Raw genomic sequence first — 21,796 nt, forward strand, 5'->3', positions numbered from 1 at the left:
AATGAAACAATACACCATTATTGGCCTTGGGCGCTTTGGCTTTGCCGCAGGTCAAGAGTTAATTCGTTTGGGCCATTACGTTATCGGCATTGATCATCGCGAAAAATTAGTCGCAAAAGCTGCCGATATTTTCACACTTGCTGCTGTTAGCGATGCGACCAGTGAAGAAGCGTTACGAGAACTCGATGTGCAAAATTCGGATACTGTATTGGTTGCCATTGGTGAAAACCTCGAAGCCAGTATCTTATGTGTATTAACCTTAAAACAACTTGGTGTTGAGAATATTTGGGTTAAGGCATCAAGCAAAGCCCATCATATTATCTTATCTAAACTTGGGGTCAGCCGTGTCATTCATCCTGAGGAAGAAATTGGGGTAAGAGTTGCACAGGCATTAAATTATCCTATGGTAAATCAATATATGTTTTTGGGGCATAACCTATACGTAGTAGAAATTGAAATAAAAAAATGCTGCGAAGGTCTTTCAATCCTCGAAATGCTTGGCAAAGCACAGCAGTATGTATCGGTATTATTGCTCAAGCGCCAAACAAAAACCTTTAATCATGTAGATTTGCAATTTACCTTAAATTATCACGACTCCTTAGTATTGTGCGGTCCAATCGAAACCCTCAGAACTTTAGCACCGAGATTAGCATGACTCTTTGGGATCCGCGGTACTCACCTTATAAAAGTAAAAAAATTACCAGTCGTCATAAAACCCCGCTTAATCCACCACGCGTTTTATTTTTAGGGTTTTTATTCCTTATTTTTATAGGCGCAATGCTACTAAAACTAACCGTAGCAACTACAACTCCTATTTCTTGGCTACAAGCTGTTTTTACGGCAACATCGGCTGTGACAGTAACTGGCCTAGTATTATTTGATACTGGCAGTCAATTTACTGTTTTTGGCCAAGTTACTATTGCATTATTGATTCAAGTTGGTGGTTTAGGATTTATGACTTTTGCCATTTTGGCCGCGCTCAGTGTGGGTGCTCGCTTTGACATTGGTAAACAGTTGATTGCTCAAGAAGCCTTTGGCCAAATTAGTTTTGATAAACTGATAGAAACAGCAAAATATGTATTCTTTTTTTCTCTCGTTATAGAGTTTATAGGCTTTGTTCTGTTATTGCTGTGTTGGTTGCCTGAAATTGGATTCAACAGCGCCAGCTATCAGGCATTTTTTTATACTATCTCAGCGTTTAATAATGCCGGGTTTGCCTTAAACAGCGACAGTCTCACCCCATACCAAGGCGACATTGGCATTAATTTGATTATTACAGGACTATTTATTATCGGTGGGATCGGTTTTATTGTTCTTATTGACCTTAAAAATAATTGCCGTTGGCATAAATTATCAACAAACAGCAAATTAGTTCTTAAATCGACCCTTATCATTAATTTAATCGCTTTTTTTGCCATTTGGTTACTTGAAGCAAATAATCCCGAAACATTGGCCAATCTATCGGTAAAAAATCAAGCTTTATCCGCTTGGTTTCAAGCGGTATCTCCTCGCACGGCAGGATTTAATACTGTGCCGATTGAGTCATTAAGCCAAGGCAGTACGGTGCTAATTTTGTTACTGATGTTTATTGGTGGCGGCTCTTTAAGTACTGCCAGCGGATTAAAGATTTCGACGTTTGTGGTACTTATTTTTGCGGTTTATCATTACTTACGTCAGCGCGAACAAGTTCACATTATGGGCCGTACAATTGAACAAACCACCATCAACAAATCATTTTCACTATTTGCAATATATGTCTTAGCCTTGTTTTTAAGTATCTTTATTCTTTCAATCACTGAACATGCAACCTTAGTCGATGTCGTTTTTGAAGCTGTATCGGCAATCGGCACTGTGGGTTTATCTCGTGGGCTTACATCAAACTTATCAAGCTCAGGTGAATGGGTCATTATTGTGCTAATGCTGATCGGACGTTTGGGGCCTTTAACCTTTATTTATCTCATCACGAGTCCAAAAAAGAAATACAGCTATTTTGCGACGGCACAGATCAAAGTTGGTTAAAAATGATAAATGCAACCACAACTAACACCGGCTTAAAATTAGGTTAATATAGCGTGATATTTATTGTTAAGGATTGCTCTAGTGTTATTGACTCAATCAACTGGTCGCTTTTTTAAGCTATCTGCACTGATATCGTTTTTGGCTATCGGTGGCTGCATCATTGCAGCCCCACACACTGCCAGCAATTTGGCAATCACTGAGCAGCTCACGGTTCAGATACTCGACCAACAAGATATTGAATTTTCACTTTTAAATAATGTACCCACACAGCTCCATGAAACCTCAGGTTTAGCGCAGCATAAAGGGCGGTATTGGAGTATCAATGACAGTGGCGATAGCGCCTCTATTTACCGATTAAGTGATGATTTAACCACAATCGATAAAACAATGTCTCTCAGTAATGGAGTCAATAAAGATTGGGAATCTATGGCAAGTGATGAAAGCACCCTCATTATTGCCGATTGCGGGAATAACTCGGGAAATCGCCGAGTTTTTCAGCTTTATCATCTACCTTGGTCAATGCTCGAACAAGCAAAAGATGGTTCAGCCCTTCCAGCGTCGGTACAGCATTTTAGCTATGCTGACCAACCGCAACAAAATGTGCCCTATCGCCATAATTTTGACTGCGAAGCTGTGACCATTGTAAATGATTCTTTGTGGTTATTTTCTAAAAATTGGCAAGATGGTTTTACTCAGTTATATCAATTAGCGCTCGATAAACCCAACCAAATCACTAGTCCTGTTACTCGAATTAATATGAAAGGATTAGTCACCGGTGCTGATTTTAATAAAGACACTCAAACCCTTGCGCTAGTTGGTTACAGTCAACAGCAACTCTTTGGTTTTGCTTTTGTTTGGTTATTTAATGTTAGCAATAATTCAATTAATCCAAGCACAGCACGTTATTTTGAGCTGCCCTATTATGCTCAATGGGAAGGCATTGTTTGGCAAGATGCAACAACCTTGATGTTAAGTACTGAACAAAGTCCACTTACTAAAAGTCAGTTGGCAAGATTGTCGTTAAAAAAATAGTCGTGCTGATGGTGTTAATGAATCAATCACAAATTACAAAAACACCCTCGAGCTTGATTCTCGATTAGCTGAGAATTAAACCCCAGCTCAAAGTTTTGCAGGGTATTGTTAATTAAACTGTTTTCACTTGCACAAGCCAATCCAACTGAATAAGGGCCAAAGTAAACGAGTTGACGATGCTCACCAACAATTAAAGCGGCAGGCGTAGAAGGGATTATGCTTTTAAATTCACTGCCAATGCGCACAGTTAAGACCTTTAAGCCCAATTGCTCTGCTTTACGTGTCAGCTCAGCTTTATGGTTTTCACTCAACAGACTACACTGGCATGGCTCACTGATAAAATGAACTAAGGAATTTGATAAATCTTGAGTATTTAGCTCAGGTTGCTCTGCCAGCAATGCGATTAAAGCATCACTGGTTACCTCATTTAATACACCCTGTGGATCAAACCAAATTAAGCGCGCTTGCACAAAATAAATTCCAGCAGTGACTGTACTTATCAACCACGCAACAAATAATAGGCTGTGTCCATGTTTTTTAAGCTTATTTAAAGCTTTCAATATCTTTTTCCAAACATTGTGCCGAACGTTTTATTTTGTCCGCTTCTTGCGATAACGAATCAATTTGACTGATATCATCCTGACTCGCTGAGCGCATATTTTCAGTGCTAAGGGAAATACTTTTTGTCGTATTTGACTGCTCTTCAACCGCTGCTTCGACCGACATAGCAATGTCACTGGCACTGGCAACGAGCAAGCTTGTTTCACTCATTTGTGCGTTAGCTTTTCCAGCAACATCAATAACCCCTTCCACAATGCTAATACAAGCTTGCATCGCCTCAGTTGAACTTTTTGAATAGCTATTTAATTGGGTAATTGTTTGACCAATCTTATCGGTACTTTCTTTGGTACGATTAGCAAGTGCACGCACTTCATCGGCCACAACCGCAAAACCTCGGCCCTGCTCACCCGCTCTTGCGGCTTCAATTGCGGCATTAAGTGCTAATAAGTTAGTTTGATCTGCAATGCCTGTAATTTCAGATAAAACAACCGTAATAATGTCACTCGATTTAGCAAGTTCTTGAATTTCATAACTAGTTTTTGCTAAAGCTTGGCTGAGTGTTTTATTTTGATCATTTATATTTGTGATGTTTGTTTCAGTTGCCTTGGTGAGGTCTTTTGCAAGTTTCATTTGCTCACTGAGCTGGGTTGTTTCGGTGGCAATGGTAGATACTGTTTGCGCCATTTGATCAATTGAGCTGGCAATTAAGCCAGTTTCTTGCTGGCGCACCGCCGCAGACTCTTCAAGCACTGCTTTGACATGCACAAGATTATTAGTATTCGTCACTAAAACTTGGGTCTGCTGTTTGACGTCCATGATTAATTTATCAAGTAATTCGAGTAAGCCATTAAAACCATTAAGAATACGGTTTTTTTGAATGGATGACCGAACTGATAAATCAATGCCCTTGTTATCCTCAGTTAAATGCTCGGTGATGCGAGCAAGCTCTTTGCCAACGATGCTGTCATTAAATAAAGTTCGTGCAATATACCCTGCAATGAGTGCTTCAATCACTGCGTAAGCAGCATGGAGTAATACTGTCGAAAACTGTAACCGGTTCGCATCAAAAATATAAACGCCCATATTATTGAGTTGTAAGTAATAAAAAGATAAATGGTGTACCGCAATAACTAAAATAGCAGAGATAAAAACGCGCCAATCACTATAAATAATCAAAAAAGCCATCAATATAAATATTTCAAAATGAATTTCAATTAATCCATTCATTTGATGAATATGTAAACAAGCAAATACCATCGCAGCAATTGCTGAAGTATGACGAGTCAATGCGCTATCAGGGGCGGCCTTAATAAAATAAAGCGGCATTATTAAAGCCGGCAAACCAATAAAGACTACTTCAAGGTAAGTCCCATAGACAAATGCCATCGCGATGGACTCTAAAAAAAGGCCACAAAACAGCAGCTGAAATAGTTTATTACGTGTATTCATGGTGTGTTCCAAAATTTGTACCGATTAAAAATAAGCGTTTGATTAAAAATAGTGTTTGAATAAGTTTAGTGCAAAGGTACAACAGTCCTAATAGCAAATAATTGCTTAACTACCGCTTGTTGCTTCTATTTTAGTTGATATAGGTAAAAAATTACGACAATTTAGGTCGTTAAGATCATAAATTATCATATTTCAAATAAATAAGTTCAAATAGATGAAAATGAATCATTTCTTTACCTTTTTTAGAAAAAATAATAATGATTTTAATACGTTACAATGGATCATTTTTTACTAACATCGGTGGATTACAAGGTGGCAGTTCATAATTATCTTGGCATAGCATTAAACGCCACGCATCGCTTTGACCTGTTTGTTCAATATAGGCTTGATAGCTTTGCTCATTTAAAGGCCCAATCACGACGCGATATTGTACGGTGTGATCTGATTTATTCACGGTAACTAACTTAGGGTTGTACTGACTATGAATTTCCATGCGCTCATTGGCAAATTGCAATTGACTAAAGCTGCCAAGTACAGCAAATAATTTAGGGGTTGCTTGCGCACTCACAATCCTATCTAACCAGGTTACATCACTCACTATTTCACTAGGGTCATCAGTTTGGTGATTACGCGAAGATTGACCACGCAAGTTATTGGCAAGCACCGAGGTTGCGTTACTATCGGTATAAATAAGTTTGCTATGCGAATGAGTAGCTCGATTATTTGATAAAACAGCATTTGACACTTTTACAGGTTTATTTTCATCTTCGGCAAAACGTTGAGGAATGCGAACCAATGCCGCAGTCTCTGATTTAGCTTCAGTTTGAATTATTGGTTTGGCTTGTGCAATCAGCACTGAGTTGGGTGAAAGCGCTTCTTCAATACAGGCTTTTTGCCCAATAATCACCCGATAAAGCGCACAGTCTTGTGACATCACAGTCGAAATTGCATGATCTGTCAGTGATTTTCCTGTTGCGACATAACTTATTCCTGTGATCCCAAAGGTTACAAGCTCAAGTGTGGCGCAACTGGTTAAGCTTGTTGTGCTGACAATTATTAAAGTTAATGGAAGGGTTTTCATTATTACTTTGCCTATAAAAAACCAGTTCTGATTAGTAAATAAGCAATAGACACGCCAATTTGAACAAATTATGATTAATTTTAAAAATATGTGATTTCATGATGTTAGCTAAAAAATAACCAGTCAAAATTTTGTCGAGTTTTAAATTAATTTTTTTAACTTGCCCCCTTACTTCTAGAGCTTTGACCGTTGTATAATCCTGCTGCTGTAGTTGTTAATATTATTTTTAAATTTTAGAAAATATAACTTTACTTACCTACTGTGCTGTATATAATTTGCACAGTTTGAAAGTGCACCGTCTATTTATTTCATACCATTACGATGAGTCATCTCTGTCACCTCGTTCTGTTTTTATAAGTAACAGCTCAACTTCCAGCACTACCGCCTTTTCTAAGGCACCCAATTACTCTTAAAAATTAGGATTTATTATGTCTAACACGACTACTGGTACAGTTAAATGGTTCAACGAAGCTAAAGGTTTTGGTTTTATCGAGCAAGCTTCAGGTCCTGACGTTTTCGCTCACTTTAGCGCTATCTCTGGTGACGGTTTCAAAACTTTAGCTGAAGGTCAAAAAGTACAATTCGTTGTAACTAAAGGCCAAAAAGGTCCTCAAGCTGAGAACATCGTTGTTCTTTAATTGAGACTGTAATTTGCACTCGTTGCAAATTGTAGAGAAAAGGTAAGAATTTATTCTTACCTTTTTTTGTACCTAAAATTGAGTGAACTTATTAAAAGAATACACATTACTATTGCTTGAACAGTAATATTTAGGCATGTGGGCTGCTAGGCAAGTTGCTGCATTGCGCTCTTAACAAAACTAAAAAAGCCGTCGCTGCAGGACCTAATCGGTCGCCATCAATAAACGTTAAATGTAATTTTGTCGTGCGCTTACTGTTATGACTGAGCGGCAAAGCCTTTAATTGCTCACTTTTTAATTCATTGAAAATAGAAGTCAAAGGTAACCAGGCAAAACCAAAACCATTACTTATCATATCAACTGATGTGCGCAAATGGCTTACTGTCCAGCGCTGATTAGCCCCTAGCCAGCCTTCATCTTTTTTACGTGAAATAGCCGAGTCTCGCACCACTATTTGTCGATAACTTTTTAAATCTTCGAGTGTTAATTCCCGATTTAATTGATGAAGTGCATGTGTTGGAGTCGCTACAGCAATAAATTCAATTTGGCACAGCTCTTCGCTAAACCCTTCATTTAACGCAATCGGTGAAATAGCAATATCGACTTCTTTGTTTGCCAATAACTCGCTGGCACCCGTTAAAATAGACTCAACCAGCTCGATTTGTAGCAATGGATACTGGATTGAAATTGCATCTAATACTGTATAAAGCAGTTTTTGCGGGAATATTTCATCAACCGCAATTTTCAGCTTACCTTCGATACCCTCGCCTAAGGTTTGTCCTACAGCTTCAATTTTTGCCGCTTCATCAAGTAAATAGTTTGCTCGGCGCAGCATCATCTGTCCGGCGGGTGTCAGCACGGTTTTGCGCCCTTCAATTTGAAATAACTTAACCCCAAGAGAGTCTTCAATTTTACTCACCGCATTATGAATACTCGATTGGCTTTTATGCACCCCGATCGCAGCTTGATTAAATCCGCCAAACTCAACAACGGCACGAAACATTCGCCATTGCTCTAAACTTATTCTAAGCATGATGACTCATCCTTTTGCTGTTCGCCGTGGCACAAATTAAGTTTATCTTGCTCAGCTTTATCATTCATTAATACAATTTTTAAATCTTCTAGGCGTTTTTTCACTGCGATGCCATAACTTTTATCATCACCCCAAAGCTGTGCCAATTGTGCTAAAGAATCATCGTCATGTTTAGCAAATAATTGACCAGCACGCTCCGCGGCTATGGGATCGTTTCCTAATAATTGCAGTGCTTCAATGCCTAAATTAAGTGCAGAATCAAACGTTTCACGTTTAAAATGTACCACACCTAAATGCATTAGCTCATAGGCGTGTCGCCTATCAATTGCCCGCGCAACTAATTTAAGATGCGGGTAATGTTTTTTACAGATTCGTGCAATTTCTAAGATTTTATCTCCCTCATCAATCGCAATAACCAAGAGTTTTGCATCCTTTGCTCCTGCTGCTTCTAGCAAATCTTGGCGAGCAGCATCACCATAAAAGACTTTATTACCAAAGCGCCTGAGTAACTCGATTTGACTTGGACTGTAATCAAGAATCGATAAATGATAACCCTGGGCACTGAGTAATCGCCCAATAATTTGGCCAAAACGGCCATAGCCGGCAATGATGACATGTTTAGTGGCTTCAATATGTTCTGGTTTATCAAAAGATGGCGCATGACGGCTGCTTTTTTCTAACCATTTTTCGTAACCAATCAGGAGTAAAGGGGCAAACAACATTGAGATAGCAACCACTAAGGTTGCCAATTTTGTGTGTTCAGGTGAAAGAATACTTAGGCTTGCGGTCAGTGACAGTAAAACAAAAATAAATTCCCCACCTTGTGCCAATGCCAAGGTAAATAAAACTTGTTGTTTTTTCTGCATGCTAAAACCAAATGCCAAGGCATACAGTACACATGCTTTAATTAAAATTAGGCTTGTAACTAAACCAATCACTAACCAAAATTTGGCAATAAAGAGTGGGAAGTCAATTGAAGCGCCTACCGTAATAAAAAATAAGCCTAATAACAAGCCTTTAAATGGTTCAATATCTGCTTCAAGTTCATGTCTAAATTCGCTTTCGGCCAATACAACCCCAGCCAAAAAAGTCCCTAGTGCTGGTGACAGACCAATTTTTTGCATTAATAACGCAATAACCATCACTAAAAATAGGGCAAATACCGTAAACAACTCGCGCAATCTCGTTTGGGCAATATAACGAAATAATGGCGAGGCTATATATTTACCGGCTGCAATAATGCCGACGATCGCGCCCGTTGCAATTAAAACTTGTTGATATACAGCTAAATGAGCAATAAGACTTGTATGGCCTTGGCTATGAGCATCAGGCTCTGTTAAAGCAAGTAAAGGCAATAACGCTAAAATGGGGATGACGGCAATATCTTGAAATAACAAAACCGAAAATGCATTTTGCCCCGCCTCTTGTTTGATCCAACCTTTTTCAGTCAGCGTTTGCAGTACTATGGCCGTAGAAGACATCGCCATCATCAAACCAAGCGCTAATGCGGTTTGCCAAACCAGAGCAAATACATAATAAGCAACAGCCCATACTAATAACGTCGTTAAAATAACTTGTAAGCCACCCAAACCAATTATGGTTTTTTTGAGTTTCCACAAACGCGAGGGTTGCAACTCCAAGCCGACTAAAAACAACATTAGTACCACACCAAACTCAGCAAAATGCATCACATCTGTTTGATCACCTACCAGAGCGAGGATATAAGGGCCAATTAAAATCCCTGCCAGTAAATAACCCAGCACAGAACCCAAACCTAAACGTTTTGCAATTGGCACAGCAACAATAGCTGCAGCCAAATAAATTACCGCCATTTCAAGCATAAAATGCGAAACCTCTTACTCATTAACCTCAATATTGGATAATAAATTTATCTCAGACAGCAATTTTTAACGTTAACAACGTTGGATTTACTTGCAGTAGAACCGCTAGTGACGTACTAATCCACCTTGTTACCATTAAAAATAGTAAACAAAAAAACGACAACTCAAATAGTTACTGCAATTGGGTATGTTGATGAATCTCTTATCCAATTGCTATTTTTTAAAAACAGAATGAAACTGGCTTTAATATACTTGGATAAATCGTTTTATACGAATGTTTACCGTATTTTTATTATCACTAAACATAAAATCATGTTTTTATTAAAGGCTCTATTTACCACTGACAGTACTCTAATCCCTGAGATGCAGTGCAACTGTCATGACTTAGCGCTGTTATTAATGCTGCAAACTTTATTTTAAATTATTTTTAAGAAGCTTAAGAATCTCTTAAGCTTCAATACTTATGATGAAACCATGATATTGTTTTTGTTTGATAATTATAGGCTTATCCCCTAAGATTGTTTCAGACCTAGTTAAAAGACATATCTACTGCGTTGACCCCATGATACTCAGCAGTCCACATTTAGGTTAACGCGCAGCAGGTTGGCTGCTTTTATTGCGTCTTACAGGAATAGTTCTATGGTTAAATGTTATCGTACACTGTCATTATGCTGCCTCGCAGTCGCAAGTTCATTTTCTGTAAACGCGGCAGAACCATTCGATTTTTCAGAACTGTGTAAAGTTAAAAAAACGCCCAACCTAACTCAAGATAACAAAGATACGACACCTATCCTGCTAAGTGGTATAAACATTACTAATCACTCAATTTTTGACCCAAACAATCCTGATAGCACCGCATTCCATCGCTTTGTTAATTGGCTGCATATCGATACGCGTAAAGAAGTCATTGAAAGCCAACTACCGTTTAGTGCAAATCAAACCGTAACCGTAACCGTAACCGTAGATGATTTAATCGAAGCGGAGCGTATCTTAAGAAGTAAAAAATATATCCGAGATGCCAAAATAAGTTTTGATCCTGACTGCCCCTCAGATCAAGCACAACCAATCGATGTACAAACATGGGATACTTGGAGTTTACTGCCCACACTCAGTGCCGGACGTAGCAGTGGAAATAATAAAATAAGTCTAGGTTTTAAAGAGACAAATTTGCTCGGTTATGGCATTCGTGCATCAGTAAAATACCAGCAAGATCACGAACGCACTGGTTACCATACCATGCTCCAAATGCCCGCACCGTGGCAACCGCATGCTACTTTGACCTTACAAGCAGATGATTTTGATGATGGTAAGGTATTACTGGTTGATTATAATTTGCCATTTTATCAACGCAGTAGTGAGTCTCTTGAGCGTTACTACCTAATGTCACAGCAACAAAATGCGTTTATTTATCAAAATGGCCAACAGCAACATGAATTTGGCACCGATGCGACTTACGCACAACTCGCATATGGCCGAATTTGGCAACAAAACACAGCCTCAACATTGCATTGGTTAGCAGGCCTTGATTATGAAAACGTAGCTTATGAGCCATTAGAGAAGCCTTTACCCGTAGGATTAACCGATTACCAAATCATTACCCCTTGGCTTGCAATGCAATATATTGAGGATGACTATGTCGTGCTCAATGACATCGATTTAATCAACCATAGCGAAGACATTAATTTAGGCTGGGAAATTAATGCAAAATTTGGCGTGGATACTGTTAATTTTGGCCAGGGTTTTGTATTTCAGACTGCAATTAATAAAGCTTGGTTTAATAATGAGCACACCTTATATCGCTTTAATACAGATTTTAAAGCGGATGTCGGTACTGAGCTCAACGACCGATTTGAGCTTACATCAAGCGTCAGTATCAACCATAGACTATCAAGATTATTTGCCTTGTATAGCCATGTAAATGGCGCATGGCAAAATAGCGTATTTGCTGAGCGTCCGCTTGCTGTCGGTGGTGAGGAAGGACTTCGGGGATTTGCGCAAAGTTATCAACATGGTACGAGTAAAATTCAAGCGACTGCTGAAATCAGAATGTATCCTGATATCAATGTTTATCAGTTATTTGAAATTGGCTTTGTTGGCTTTATTGATGCAGGCCAAGCGTTTGGTAGCACCAATCAAGCGAATGTCAGTGATAGTTTATTATCGAGCGCGGGCTTAGGCATCCGGCTTTATTCATCCCGTTCAAGTAATGAAAACGTGGTGCACATTGATTTTACCAAGCCCATTGGCCAGTTTGAGGCTGTTGATTCTTGGGAGTTCGGTTTATCAGTTAAAACCACTTTTTAAATCACCTACACAAATACACACCTCCTACCATTTTTCTTGGGCTATCGTGATAAAAACGCACGCCTTTTTTATTTTTATTACTACTTAATTAACCTAATAAATAAGCAAAAAATTCTCTCATTTGTTGATTTACATTAAGGTTTTTACCGCTTACAAGCCGCACAATATGTTTTATGAACAAGGAGCAAATTTAAACTGATGTCTGCTCTATTTACCAGAGCCACAGTTAAAGATTTAGCTAAAAGGTAAAATCTCTTTTTGGAGCACAAGAACGTGTCCTTATCCATATTTAATGCGTTTAAACACTTGACGACTCACACTAGCAAGCAACAGCGCTGTTATTCATTTGATGCTGCAAATTTGGCAAGGATCCAAGAGATCACGGACTCTAATACCTTGAGCCATTATTTTGAAGCTGACCATAAACGCCTTGATTTATTTGCTGAGCAATTTAGCCATTATTTAATGATTTTACCGCAACTGGCTAGTCGGTATTTCACTGCTTTTGCACAGGGCTTAACCGCTCATATTGTCGCCGAGGAAACAGTTTTATTTCCGTTTTTTGAAGAAAAAACAGGCTTACAGCAAGGCCCAACCGTTACGATGCGCCAAGAACATCAACAAATAATCACCATACTTTCGTTGATTTCAGAGAAACTGGCACAACAGCACTATCAAATTGCAGCCGAATATAATCAACTTAATCAACTACTGGCACGCCACAACAAACGCGAAGAAAACATTTTATATCCTATGCTTGATCAACACAGTAACGACCAAGAAAAAGCTGAGCTCTTTTTAAAACTATTTGAGGCTACTGCATTGCCTCATTGTGGGCCTTGTGCAGCAAACTAATCGATTTGTTAGATAAGCAAAAGGGGCCTAGCTTGTGTAAGTGAAACAGACGCTTAAAAACAAACTGTTGGCTATTGCAAAGCTCAACCTTAAGGTACAATTGCCAAAAAACCAGCTAGGTGCCCCATGCCATTACGACAACCCTTTTCAGTCCTTGTGGTTATTTACAACCATAGTCGTGAATTTTTATTGATCCAACGAGCGGATGATGCCAATTTTTGGCAATCGGTCACTGGCGGCATCGACCCAGGTGAAACTCCAATCAATACCGCCTATCGTGAGCTTAAAGAAGAAACAGGCATTGATGCACTAAAACTGGGTATTACCCTGAGTGATCATCACAAAACCAATCAATACGAAATCCGCGACTGTTGGCGCCATCGTTATGAAGCCCACGCGTTAATAAATACCGAACATGTGTTTAGTATCTGTGTCCCAAATGATATTCGTATCACCCTTAACCCAAACGAGCACACAGATTTAATCTGGCTAGCACAGCAAGAAGCCGCAGATAAGGCATGGTCACCCAGTAACAGTGCAGAAATTTTGGCTTTATAACCTTACAATAAATGACAAACAGCCAAAAAAACACCACTCAAGGTGGTGTTCTGGTAATGAAGCTACTGATTTTAATTTACGCTTGCGGCACGCGTACCCAACCTTCCATTAACACTCGGGCGCTGCGACTCATGATCGCGCTTTTTACTTGCCACTGATTATTAACCATCTCAGCCTCGGCACCGACTTTAAGGGTGCCCGATGGGTGACCAAATGTCACTGAGGTGCGCGCAGTACCTCCAGCAGCTAAATTCACTAAAGTGCCAGCAATCGCAGCGGCAGTACCAATTGCCACTGCAGCGGTGCCCATCATCGCATGGTGTAATTTACCCATAGATAATGCACGAACATTTAAGTCGATATCGGCTTGTGCAATTGCTTTGCCACTTGACGAAACATAAGCTGAAGCAGGCGCCACTATCGCCACTTTTGGCGTGTGTTGACGGGTTTTGGCCTCTTCAATATCACTGATAAGCCCCATTTTAAGCGCACCATAAGCGCGAATGGTTTCAAAACGCGCTAAAATCGCATCATTATTGTTGATGTCATCTTGTAGCTCAGCTCCGCTAAAACCTAAATCGGCTGCATTTAAAAAGATGGTAGGAATACCGGCGTTGATAAGTGTCGCATCGAAGCTGCCCACCCCAGGAACTTCAAGAATATCAACCACATTGCCGGTTGGAAACATAGCCCCTTCACCATCAGCAGGGTCCATAAACGCCACTTCAACTTCCGCAGCTGGAAACGTCACACCATCTAATTCAAAGTCGCCGGTTTCTTGTACTTCACCGTTCGTTACAGGCACATTTGCAATAATGGTTTTTTTGATATTTGCCTGCCAAATCCGCACCGTAGCCATGCCATTTTTAGGAATTCGGCTTGCATCAACTAAGCCATTACTTATGGCAAATGAGCCGACCGCAGCGGTTAAATTGCCACAATTTCCACTCCAATCAATAAAGGGTTTATCGATAGCAACTTGGCCAAATAAATAATCAACATCATGATTTTCTTGGCTGCTTTTTGATAAGATCACCGTTTTACTGGTACTTGATGTCGCCCCGCCCATGCCATCGGTGTGTTTGCCGTAAGGATCTGGGCTGCCAATCACGCGTAACAGCAGGTTATCACGGGCTTGTCCTGCCACTTGCGCCTCAGGTGGTAAATCAGTGAGGTTAAAAAATACCCCTTTGCTGGTGCCGCCGCGCATATAGGTTGCAGGGATTTTGATTTGTGGTTTAAATGCCATTAACTGGCCTCCAAAAAATAGCCCCAAGTGAATCACTTGAGGCTTAAAATATTAGGCTTGGTTTAACTCTAAAAAGTCTTGTGCAAAGCGTTGTAATACGCCACCTGCCGCATAAATAGAGACTTCTTCAGCGGTATCTAAACGACACTTCACCGCAACCGCTGTTTGCGTGCCATCGGTTCGATTAATCACTACAGTCAGCATCGCGCCTGGTGTTGGTTCACCCACCACATCATAGGTTTCAGTACCATCTATCGCATAAGTATGGCGATTTTCACCATCAACAAATTCCAGCGGTAAAACCCCCATCCCAACCAAGTTGGTGCGGTGAATTCGCTCAAATCCCTCTGCCACAATCACTTCAACACCGGCTAAACGCACACCTTTTGCAGCCCAATCACGAGATGAACCCTGACCATAATCAGCACCTGCAATAATAATAAGTGGCTGTTTACGCGCCATATAGGTTTCAATTGCTTCCCACATCCGCGTAACTGTGCCTTCTGGCTCAAGGCGCGCTAATGAACCTTGTTTCACTTGGCCGTTTTCTTTGACCATTTCATTGAATAATTTAGGATTGGCAAACGTTGCACGCTGCGCTGTTAAGTGATCGCCACGATGCGTTGCATAGGAGTTAAAGTCTTCTTCTGGTAAACCCATTTTATGCAGATATTCACCTGCGGCGCTGTTCATTTGAATCGCATTTGATGGCGATAAATGATCGGTGGTGATGTTATCTCCCAATACCGCAAGTGGGCGCATGCCTTTCATCGTGCGCTCCCCCGCTAATGCGCCTTCCCAATAAGGTGGACGGCGAATATAGGTACTTTGTGGGCGCCAATCATATTGCGGATTAATGTGGTCACCATATTCCACTTTTAAGTCGAACATTGGGTTATATACACTTCTAAATTGTTCAGGTTTGACTGAGCTGGCAACCACTGCATTAATTTCAGCATCGGTTGGCCAAATATCTTTAAGCGTGACCGCTTGGCCTGCTTGGTCATAACCTAAAATATCTTTTTCGATATCAAACCGAATGGTCCCTGCAATGGCATAGGCTACCACTAATGGTGGCGAAGCTAAAAACGCCTGATTTGCATGGGGGTGAATACGACCATCAAAGTTACGATTACCCGACAATACAGCTGTGGTATACAGTTTACGTTCAAGCACTTCTTTTTGAATCACAGGGTCAAGCGCCCCGCTCATGCCATTACAGGTGGTACAGGCAAATGCAACGACACCAAAACCTAAATCTTCTAATTCTGGTAATAAATTGGCATCTTCAAGATACATTTGTACTGTTTTAGATCCAGGTGCCAGTGACGATTTTACCCAAGGTTTGCGAGTTAACCCTTTGGCATTGGCGTTACGCGCCAATAAACCTGCAGCAATCATATTGCGTGGATTACTGGTATTGGTACAGCTGGTGATGGCTGCAATTATTACTGCGCCATCTGGAATTTTATCGCCATCGTTTTCAACCACACCACTAATGCCGCGCTTGGCAAGCTCTGATGTCGGTACTCTATTATGCGGATTTGAAGGCCCTGCAATATTGCGACAAATGGTTGTTAAATCAAAACGTAAAATACGCTCATACTCGGCAGCTTTGCAGTCATCTGCCCATAAACCCGTTTGTTTGGCATAGGTTTCGACCAGTTTAACTTGCTCATCTTCACGGCCTGTTAAACGTAAATAATCAATGGTTTGCTCATCGATGTAGAACATGGCAGCTGTTGCACCGTATTCTGGGGTCATATTTGAAATTGTCGCGCGGTCGCCAAGGGTTAAATGCTTGGTACCTTCACCGTAAAACTCAAGGTAAGAGCTCACCACTTTTTCAGCGCGTAAAAATTCAGTTAATGCTAATACCACATCGGTTGCGGTGATCCCTTCTGCGGGTTTCCCCACTAACTCAACACCAATAATATCAGGCAAGCGCATATACGAAGCACGGCCAAGCATCACGCTTTCGGCTTCAAGGCCGCCAACACCAATTGCAATTACGCCAAGCGCATCAACCATAGGTGTATGGCTGTCGGTGCCAACGAGTGTATCTGGGAACGCCACACCGCCGCGACTTTGCACCACAGGTGACATGCGCTCTAAGTTGATTTGATGCATGATGCCATTACCAGGCGGAATAACATCTACATTTTTAAACGCGGTTTTAGTCCAATTAATAAAATGAAAACGGTCGTCGTTACGACGGTCTTCTATCGCGCGATTTTTAGCAAATGCATCTTTTTCGAAACCGGCATGCTCAACAGCTAATGAGTGATCAACAATTAGCTGGGTTGGTACCACAGGGTTTACTTTTGACGGATCGCCGCCTTTTTCGGCAATCGCGTCACGAAGCCCTGCTAAATCAACTAACGCGGTTTGTCCTAAAATGTCGTGGCAAACAACACGTGCAGGAAACCATGGAAAGTCCAAATCGCGTTTACGTTCAATCAGTTGCTTAAGCGAATCAGTTAGTTTTTCAGGTTCGCAGCGGCGAACTAAATTCTCAGCCAATACTTTTGAGGTGTAAGGCAGTTTGGCATACGCACCCGGAGCAATAGCATTAACAGCGGCTTGGGTATCAAAATAATCAAGGGAAGTGCCAGGTAAAGGTTTGCGAAATTGGCTATTCATAATTCTTTCCAAAAAATGGGTGACGGTGAGGTACTAAAAGAGCCTTAATAACACTTTATTTGTTTTGTTAGTGTGAAATTTTTGACCCATTGGCAGTGTACATGTGCCCTTATTTGGCAATAAGGGCACGGTTTTGTTAACGCTCGCTAATCGGTGTTACTTTACGCGGCTCTGCACCGATGTAATCGGCACTTGGACGAATAATACGGTTATTAGCACGTTGCTCCATTACGTGTGCTGCCCAACCTGTTACGCGAGAGCAGACAAATATAGGCGTGAATAACTTAGTTGGAATTCCCATAAAGTGATACGCCGAAGCATGGAAAAAATCAGCATTACAGAATAGTTTTTTGCTATCCCACATGTATTCCTCACAGGCAACCGAAATATCGTACAGTGACGTATTACCAAATTCATGGGCCAGTTTTTCTGACCATTTTTTGATGATCACATTACGTGGATCTGACTCGCGGTAAATCGCATGGCCAAAACCCATGATTTTTTCTTTGCGCTCAAGCATGCCAGCCATTTGAATTTTAGCATCTTCAGGTGAGCTGAATTTTTGGATCATGTCCATCGCGGCTTCGTTTGCACCACCATGAAGTGGGCCACGTAATGATCCTATCGCGCCCGTCACACACGAGAACATATCTGAAAGCGTTGAGGCACATACGCGTGCAGTGAATGTTGAAGCGTTAAATTCATGCTCTGCGTATAAAATTAACGAGACATCCATTACTTTACGGTGTTGCTCTGATGGCGTGTCACCGCTTAATAATTTTAAGAAGTGACCCCCTATTGAATCTTCGTCTGAGGTACACTCAATTTCAATGTTTTCGTGGCTAAAACGATACCAGTAACACATGATTGCTGGAAATGCCGCCAATAAACGATTCGCGGCGGTGTGTTGTTGATCAAAACTTGTTTCTGGCTCTAAATTACCTAAAAAAGAACAACCTGTGCGCATAACATCCATTGGGTGCGCATCAGCCGGAATACGTTGTAATACTTCTTTTAACGCTTGTGGTAAATCGCGCTGCGCTTTAAGGCCAGCTTTATATTCAGTTAATTGGGCTTGATTGGGTAATTCACCGTTAAACAGTAAATAGGCCACTTCTTCAAAGCTGGCATTATCGGCTAAGTCCGATACGTCATAACCACAATAGGTTAAGCCTGAGCCTGATTTGCCCACCGTACATAATTTTGTTTCACCAGCACTTTGGCCACGTAAGCCTGCCCCACTTAATTTTTTATCTGTCATATCCATGTCCTTAATTTTATTGTCATTTTAAAAGCATCGTTCACCTTGATGACAAACGACCCTGTTGATTAATTTTTTGGTTAATTAAGTTATTTGTTTTTGCCTTCAGCAAACAATGAGTCAAGTTTTTGTTCATAATCGTGATAACCAAGGTACTCGTATAAATCCATACGAGTTTGCATGGTATCAACCACCGCTTTTTGGTCGCCCGTAGCAAGAATTGACTGATACACATTTTCAGCTGCTTTGTTCATGGCGCGAAATGCCGATAATGGATAAAGCACCATGCTCACTCCCCATTCGCCTAGCTCTTGTTTATTCCACAGTTCAGTTTGACCAAATTCGGTAATATTCGCTAATACTGGTACATCAAGTGCTTCAGTAAAGGCGCGATAATGTGCTTGCGTTTTTACCGCTTCAGCAAAAATACCATCAGCCCCTGCCGCTACATACGCTTTGGCACGCTCAATTGCAGCCTCTAAGCCTTCTTGAGCGAATGCATCGGTACGTGCCATGATAAAAAACTCAGCATCAGTTCGTGCATCCACCGCTGCTTTAATGCGATCGACCATTTCTTCAGTAGAAACAATCGCTTTATTAGGACGATGACCACAACGTTTTTGCGCCACTTGGTCTTCAATATGACAACCCGCAGCACCTGCTTTGGTCATTTCTTTTACAGTACGAGCAATATTAAATGCCCCACCCCAACCAGTATCCGCATCAACTAATAACGGTAAATCACTGGCGGCAGTGATACGTCGGATATCTTCAAGTACATTGTCTAAACTTGTCATGCCCAAATCAGGTAAGCCATACGAAGCATTAGCTACACCCGCTCCCGATAAATAAATTGCTTTATGACCAATTTTTTCAGCCATCATCGCGCAATACGCATTCACAGTGCCGACAATTTGTAGTGGTGCATTGTCAACCAATGCTTGTCTGAATTTTTTTCCTGCTGACATGTATTTCTTCTCCTAAATCATGGTGTAACCAGATTCTGTTATAAGATTTTATTGATTAACAGCGTCTGCGGCTGCTTTAAATTTGTTTTCAATATTGGCGCCTGATGAAGCTATATGGCGCTTCATCAGCAACTCTGCCAATTCACCATCTTTTGCTGCAATGGCATTAATAATGGCTAAATGTTCGTCAAATGCACGGCTAACGCGAGGACCATTCATGCCCATTTGTACTCGATACATCCGAATTAATTGATACAACTCATTGCACAGTAAGTGAATTAAATGACTATTTTTACTGCCTTTGATAATGCGATAATGAAAATCTAAATCACCTTCTTCTTGGTAATAGGATTCCCCCTGTTTCACTCGTTGATTGGCTAAATGTAAATCGAGTAAGGCTTTGACTTGTGCAATTTCGTCGTCAGGCATATTTTGTGCAGCTAACCGACATGCCAGCCCTTCGAGCGACGCTCGTACTTGGAAAATTTCTTTGAGCTTAGTTTCAGTTAAAGCAACCACTCGGCTCCCTACGTTGGCTTTGCGCTCCACCAAATGGCAACTTTCTAAACGATTAAGTGCCTCACGCAGTGTCGCGCGGCTCACGCCATAGCGCTTTGCTAGCTCTGGTTCAGATATTTTACTGCCCTGCGGGATTTCACCTTCAACAATAGCTTGGCGAATGTCGACATAAACTTTATCTGAAGCGGTTTTTATCTGATTTTCTGAGTCCATCACAGTTCTTTTGTCGACAATTATAGAGGCAAGACTATGGTCGATGTCTGTTTCGATGTCAAGCTTGCAAGCTAAAATTGTCGACAATCTATAGAGGAAAACTTATTTTTACAGCTCAAAATGACATTTATTGTTCATTATGTTGACAATTTAATGATTGAATGGTGTTTTAATTGAAAAAATGGCTCTCGCAGCCACGTTATAAATACGTGTTTAATTTTATGATTTACGCTTTCTCATTGGCATTACTGCTATAACTTTTTTAATTCAATAATCACGGCAAGAGGCGACTTGACGCCTATACTCAAATAAATTATTCGATTTAGCCCCCAACCTTAATGATTGATCCTCAGGCACTTATTTTAATTCAGGTAATTTGTATTATTACAGGTACAGCTGGGCTCGCATGGGGCTTGATGGCTTACCCACTTAAAATTGCACCAAAAGCGAGTGCATTTTATGCGCTAGCAAATTTTTGTGTGGTAACTGGGATTATTTTGGTCACTTTTAGAGGTGAATACTCAAACATTGTTGTTTGGAATGGAGCAGATTTAATTGTTCTAACTGGATTTTACTTATTACGTTTAGCGACTCAAAAACTGTTCAAGCTACAAGTAACCATAAAAACCGATATAGTATTATTAGCCATCAGTTTTGTGGCCGGTTTATTCTTCCCTCCATTAGAATCATCAAATTATGCTTTAGGTATTATTTTTTCATTAAGCGCTATCACCGCATTTAGCTTATTGAGTCTTGATTTATTTCATTGTGCTCGCAAAGTTACCTCCTATTTTGGTGCTATTTTCTTAATCTTTCCGATTGCATCCTTAACCTGTGTCTTTATTTATCGTGCCGGTCATTTACTATTAAATGAAGAAGGCATTGCTCCTTTTATTTCAGTCACGACACATGCAGCCTTGCCTATGTTGTGGTTTTATATGTTATTGGCGTTGTTAGTTAATTGTTCAATGATTGGGTGCGCCATCACCTACTTAATTTTTAAAGTAAGAAAATTAGCCGATACAGACCCATTAACTGAACTTTATAATCGGCGCGCAACACTGCGTTTAATCAACTCCTATACTGTAAAACACCCGCAAGATGAGTATGGTTTACTGCTGCTTGATTTAGATTTTTTTAAACTGATTAATGATGAATTTGGTCACGATGCAGGCGATAAAGCGTTATTAACTACAGCGAACGTTTTAAAGGCTAATTTAGCCAAAAAGGATATTGCATGTCGTTTTGGTGGCGAAGAATTTTTAGTTTTTTTACCGAATAAAAGCCAAAGTCAAACCGAGTATTTTGCAACCAAGCTAATCGAAAACTTAAGGCTTGCCGAGGTGAAATATAACAGTCATGTCTTTAATCTAACAGCTAGCTGTGGCGTATGTCATGTAGCTGTGCCAACCACGATTGAACAGGCTTTAAAACAAGCTGACATTGCAATGTACCGGGCCAAAGCGAGTGGACGAAATTGCCTGTGTTTTGCCAAAGACAATCACAACGCAAATATCAGCTCCCCATTAGCAGCCTCGTCAAAGGTCGATTAGTCAAACAGGTGGCTGTGCC

Annotated in this window: 18 protein-coding genes; 8 read left to right on the forward strand and 10 right to left on the reverse strand. The window is 40.6% G+C overall.

Features of this window, described 5'->3' with window-relative positions; genetic code table 11:
- Position 1: 1 nt before the first annotated feature.
- The 3 genes from PTUN_RS09575 to PTUN_RS09585 all read left to right on the forward strand — a co-directional run bounded on the left by PTUN_RS09575 (position 2) and on the right by PTUN_RS09585 (position 3,051).
- Positions 2–655, forward strand: coding sequence for a potassium channel family protein (locus PTUN_RS09575; protein ID WP_009840052.1), 654 nt, complete (start codon positions 2–4; stop codon positions 653–655).
- Positions 652–2,019 (forward strand): TrkH family potassium uptake protein, encoded by a 1,368-nt coding sequence (locus PTUN_RS09580; protein WP_009840053.1) that lies wholly within the window; start codon positions 652–654, stop codon positions 2,017–2,019. Before PTUN_RS09575 ends, PTUN_RS09580 begins: the two co-directional genes overlap by 4 nt.
- A gap of 81 nt (positions 2,020–2,100) precedes the next feature.
- Complete coding sequence (locus PTUN_RS09585; protein ID WP_009840054.1) at positions 2,101–3,051, forward strand: hypothetical protein; 951 nt, start codon at positions 2,101–2,103, stop codon at positions 3,049–3,051.
- A gap of 26 nt (positions 3,052–3,077) precedes the next feature.
- Here PTUN_RS09585 and PTUN_RS09590 read toward each other — a convergent pair whose 3' ends face one another.
- The 3 genes from PTUN_RS09590 to PTUN_RS09600 all read right to left on the reverse strand — a co-directional run bounded on the left by PTUN_RS09590 (position 3,078) and on the right by PTUN_RS09600 (position 6,142).
- Complete coding sequence (locus tag PTUN_RS09590; protein WP_009840055.1) at positions 3,078–3,611, reverse strand: DUF6436 domain-containing protein; 534 nt, start codon at positions 3,609–3,611, stop codon at positions 3,078–3,080.
- Entirely contained in the window at positions 3,595–5,061 is a 1,467-nt protein-coding gene (locus tag PTUN_RS09595) for a methyl-accepting chemotaxis protein (RefSeq protein WP_009840056.1), read from the reverse strand. Before PTUN_RS09595 ends, PTUN_RS09590 begins: the two co-directional genes overlap by 17 nt.
- Positions 5,062–5,332: 271 nt before the next feature.
- Positions 5,333–6,142 carry a hypothetical protein gene (locus PTUN_RS09600; protein ID WP_009840057.1) on the reverse strand — a complete coding sequence of 270 codons (810 nt, stop codon included), beginning with the start codon at positions 6,140–6,142 and terminating at the stop codon, positions 5,333–5,335.
- Between the two features lie 428 nt (positions 6,143–6,570).
- On the opposite strand from PTUN_RS09600, the gene PTUN_RS09605 reads away from it, so the two are divergent.
- Positions 6,571–6,780, forward strand: coding sequence for a cold-shock protein (locus PTUN_RS09605; protein ID WP_009840058.1), 210 nt, complete (start codon positions 6,571–6,573; stop codon positions 6,778–6,780).
- 130 nt (positions 6,781–6,910) lie between these two features.
- On the opposite strand, the gene PTUN_RS09610 is transcribed toward PTUN_RS09605, so the two are convergent.
- Both PTUN_RS09610 and PTUN_RS09615 read right to left on the reverse strand, forming a co-directional pair.
- On the reverse strand, positions 6,911–7,813 hold the full coding sequence (locus PTUN_RS09610) for a LysR family transcriptional regulator (protein WP_009840059.1): 903 nt from the start codon (positions 7,811–7,813) through the stop codon (positions 6,911–6,913).
- A complete protein-coding gene (locus tag PTUN_RS09615; protein ID WP_009840060.1) occupies positions 7,801–9,654 on the reverse strand; it encodes a monovalent cation:proton antiporter-2 (CPA2) family protein in 1,854 nt (617 codons plus the stop codon). The genes PTUN_RS09610 and PTUN_RS09615 overlap by 13 nt, the downstream gene beginning before the upstream one ends.
- Before the next feature lie 639 nt (positions 9,655–10,293).
- Between PTUN_RS09615 and PTUN_RS09620 the strand changes: the two genes are divergently transcribed.
- The 3 genes from PTUN_RS09620 to nudB all read left to right on the forward strand — a co-directional run bounded on the left by PTUN_RS09620 (position 10,294) and on the right by nudB (position 13,371).
- Positions 10,294–11,958 (forward strand): BamA/TamA family outer membrane protein, encoded by a 1,665-nt coding sequence (locus PTUN_RS09620; protein ID WP_009840062.1) that lies wholly within the window; start codon positions 10,294–10,296, stop codon positions 11,956–11,958.
- Between the two features lie 273 nt (positions 11,959–12,231).
- Complete coding sequence (locus tag PTUN_RS09625; protein WP_050760051.1) at positions 12,232–12,813, forward strand: hemerythrin domain-containing protein; 582 nt, start codon at positions 12,232–12,234, stop codon at positions 12,811–12,813.
- A gap of 126 nt (positions 12,814–12,939) precedes the next feature.
- Positions 12,940–13,371 (forward strand): dihydroneopterin triphosphate diphosphatase, encoded by a 432-nt coding sequence (nudB, locus tag PTUN_RS09630; protein ID WP_009840064.1) that lies wholly within the window; start codon positions 12,940–12,942, stop codon positions 13,369–13,371.
- A 76-nt stretch (positions 13,372–13,447) separates the two neighbouring features.
- On the opposite strand, the gene prpF is transcribed toward nudB, so the two are convergent.
- From prpF to PTUN_RS09655, 5 genes are all read right to left on the reverse strand, one after another.
- Positions 13,448–14,620, reverse strand: a complete 1,173-nt coding sequence (prpF, locus tag PTUN_RS09635) for a 2-methylaconitate cis-trans isomerase PrpF (protein WP_009840065.1) — start codon at positions 14,618–14,620, stop codon at positions 13,448–13,450.
- A 51-nt stretch (positions 14,621–14,671) separates the two neighbouring features.
- On the reverse strand, positions 14,672–17,263 hold the full coding sequence (gene acnD, locus PTUN_RS09640; RefSeq protein WP_009840066.1) for a Fe/S-dependent 2-methylisocitrate dehydratase AcnD: 2,592 nt from the start codon (positions 17,261–17,263) through the stop codon (positions 14,672–14,674).
- A gap of 136 nt (positions 17,264–17,399) precedes the next feature.
- Positions 17,400–18,524 carry a bifunctional 2-methylcitrate synthase/citrate synthase gene (prpC, locus tag PTUN_RS09645; RefSeq protein WP_040644154.1) on the reverse strand — a complete coding sequence of 375 codons (1,125 nt, stop codon included), beginning with the start codon at positions 18,522–18,524 and terminating at the stop codon, positions 17,400–17,402.
- Positions 18,525–18,613: 89 nt separating this feature from the next.
- Positions 18,614–19,492 (reverse strand): methylisocitrate lyase, encoded by an 879-nt coding sequence (prpB, locus tag PTUN_RS09650; RefSeq protein ID WP_009840068.1) that lies wholly within the window; start codon positions 19,490–19,492, stop codon positions 18,614–18,616.
- A 48-nt stretch (positions 19,493–19,540) separates the two neighbouring features.
- A complete protein-coding gene (locus PTUN_RS09655; RefSeq protein WP_009840069.1) occupies positions 19,541–20,224 on the reverse strand; it encodes a GntR family transcriptional regulator in 684 nt (227 codons plus the stop codon).
- A 338-nt stretch (positions 20,225–20,562) separates the two neighbouring features.
- Between PTUN_RS09655 and PTUN_RS09660 the strand changes: the two genes are divergently transcribed.
- A complete protein-coding gene (locus PTUN_RS09660) occupies positions 20,563–21,777 on the forward strand; it encodes a GGDEF domain-containing protein (protein ID WP_009840070.1) in 1,215 nt (404 codons plus the stop codon).
- Positions 21,778–21,796 lie beyond the last annotated feature (19 nt).

The sequence above is a fragment of the Pseudoalteromonas tunicata genome (genome assembly GCF_002310815.1).
Taxonomy (GTDB): Bacteria; Pseudomonadota; Gammaproteobacteria; order Enterobacterales; family Alteromonadaceae; genus Pseudoalteromonas; species Pseudoalteromonas tunicata.

What these genes read in the sequence shown, in the direction of transcription:
- PTUN_RS09615 (WP_009840060.1), bottom strand. Translation starts at nt 9,654, where the DNA reads ATGCTTGAAATGGCGGTAATTTATTTGGCTGCAGCTATTGTTGCTGTG.
- PTUN_RS09605 (WP_009840058.1), top strand. Translation starts at nt 6,571, where the DNA reads ATGTCTAACACGACTACTGGTACAGTTAAATGGTTCAACGAAGCTAAA.
- PTUN_RS09595 (WP_009840056.1), bottom strand. Translation starts at nt 5,061, where the DNA reads ATGAATACACGTAATAAACTATTTCAGCTGCTGTTTTGTGGCCTTTTT.
- PTUN_RS09660 (WP_009840070.1), top strand. Translation starts at nt 20,563, where the DNA reads ATGATTGATCCTCAGGCACTTATTTTAATTCAGGTAATTTGTATTATT.
- PTUN_RS09580 (WP_009840053.1), top strand. Translation starts at nt 652, where the DNA reads ATGACTCTTTGGGATCCGCGGTACTCACCTTATAAAAGTAAAAAAATT.
- prpF (WP_009840065.1), bottom strand. Translation starts at nt 14,620, where the DNA reads ATGGCATTTAAACCACAAATCAAAATCCCTGCAACCTATATGCGCGGC.
- nudB (WP_009840064.1), top strand. Translation starts at nt 12,940, where the DNA reads ATGCCATTACGACAACCCTTTTCAGTCCTTGTGGTTATTTACAACCAT.
- prpB (WP_009840068.1), bottom strand. Translation starts at nt 19,492, where the DNA reads ATGTCAGCAGGAAAAAAATTCAGACAAGCATTGGTTGACAATGCACCA.
- prpC (WP_040644154.1), bottom strand. Translation starts at nt 18,524, where the DNA reads ATGACAGATAAAAAATTAAGTGGGGCAGGCTTACGTGGCCAAAGTGCT.
- PTUN_RS09620 (WP_009840062.1), top strand. Translation starts at nt 10,294, where the DNA reads ATGGTTAAATGTTATCGTACACTGTCATTATGCTGCCTCGCAGTCGCA.
- PTUN_RS09610 (WP_009840059.1), bottom strand. Translation starts at nt 7,813, where the DNA reads ATGCTTAGAATAAGTTTAGAGCAATGGCGAATGTTTCGTGCCGTTGTT.
- PTUN_RS09575 (WP_009840052.1), top strand. Translation starts at nt 2, where the DNA reads ATGAAACAATACACCATTATTGGCCTTGGGCGCTTTGGCTTTGCCGCA.
- PTUN_RS09600 (WP_009840057.1), bottom strand. Translation starts at nt 6,142, where the DNA reads ATGAAAACCCTTCCATTAACTTTAATAATTGTCAGCACAACAAGCTTA.
- acnD (WP_009840066.1), bottom strand. Translation starts at nt 17,263, where the DNA reads ATGAATAGCCAATTTCGCAAACCTTTACCTGGCACTTCCCTTGATTAT.
- PTUN_RS09655 (WP_009840069.1), bottom strand. Translation starts at nt 20,224, where the DNA reads ATGGACTCAGAAAATCAGATAAAAACCGCTTCAGATAAAGTTTATGTC.